Here is a 900-nt window from a genome sequence, read left to right as displayed (position 1 = left end):
GCCGATGGTATCCTTATCGCTGGGTGCCATCCAGGCGATTGCCACTACCTGAACGGCAATTACAAAGCCCGCCGTCGCATTGCCCTTTTGAAAGAAATCCTCAGAGACCTAGGCCTGGAGGAAGACAGGATCTGGCTCCGGTGGATAAGCGCCAGCGAGGGCCAAAGGTTCGCCGATACAGTTAAGGAAATGGTGGATTACCTCAAAGCCAGAGGCCCAAGCCCTTTGAAAAGTCCGATCCCTTAACCCTGTCTGAGGGAAAAAACAGTGAAGGCCATCATACCTACCAGTGGTAAGCCAGCTGAGGCTCTAATCGGACTTCTGAAAACTCTGCTGAGGCAGGGGATGGTAAAAGCGTGGCTGCTCCCCATTTCCAGTTCCGGAAACAGCGTGAACTATGCTCTGGTCAGGGAGGAGGCTATCCTGGATAAAGCCCGCCCCTTCGCGCCCGTTATGTATATAAACCTCGCCAGAGCTCTTTCCACAGTTGCCAAAAGGGGTGGAGGTGGAAAGATAGGGGCGCTTCTGCGCCCCTGTGAGCAGAGGGCTTTTGTGGAGCTGGTTAAATTCCACCAGATAGACCCCCAGAGCGTTCTTATTGTAGGTATGGATTGCCCTGGCACTTACGAGCTTAAGGATTACAGTGCTTTTGGGGAAAAGGAAGCCGCCGAGGAGGCCCTTTTGCTTAAGTTAAAAGACGGCGAAATCCTCCCCGGCGATGGCCTTCGCCTCCGCCAGGCATGCGAAATTTGCGTCCATTTCATCCCCGTAATGGATGGTGGCTACACCCCGGAGCTTGCCGTCAGGCTTCTGGGAATGGACCCGCTTGAAGCGATAGTTCTGGAAGGTGATGAAGGACTTCTGGGCCAACTGGGACTGGAGGGGAAAGGAGAACCCACT

2 protein-coding genes are annotated in these 900 nt (G+C 54.3%); both read left to right on the top strand.

The features are described from left to right. The coding region (locus tag NZ653_10105; GenBank protein MCS7287469.1) for a hydrogenase iron-sulfur subunit at positions 1-246 on the top strand (246 nt) is incomplete at its 5' end. Between the two features lie 21 nt (positions 247-267). After that, a partial coding sequence (locus NZ653_10100; GenBank protein MCS7287468.1) for a hypothetical protein occupies positions 268-900 on the top strand: 633 nt, incomplete at its 3' end.

It is taken from the genome of Anaerolineae bacterium, from assembly GCA_025062375.1.
GTDB lineage: Bacteria > Chloroflexota > Anaerolineae > SpSt-600 > SpSt-600 > SpSt-600.
This window is presented reverse-complemented; position numbering and strand designations above follow the sequence as displayed.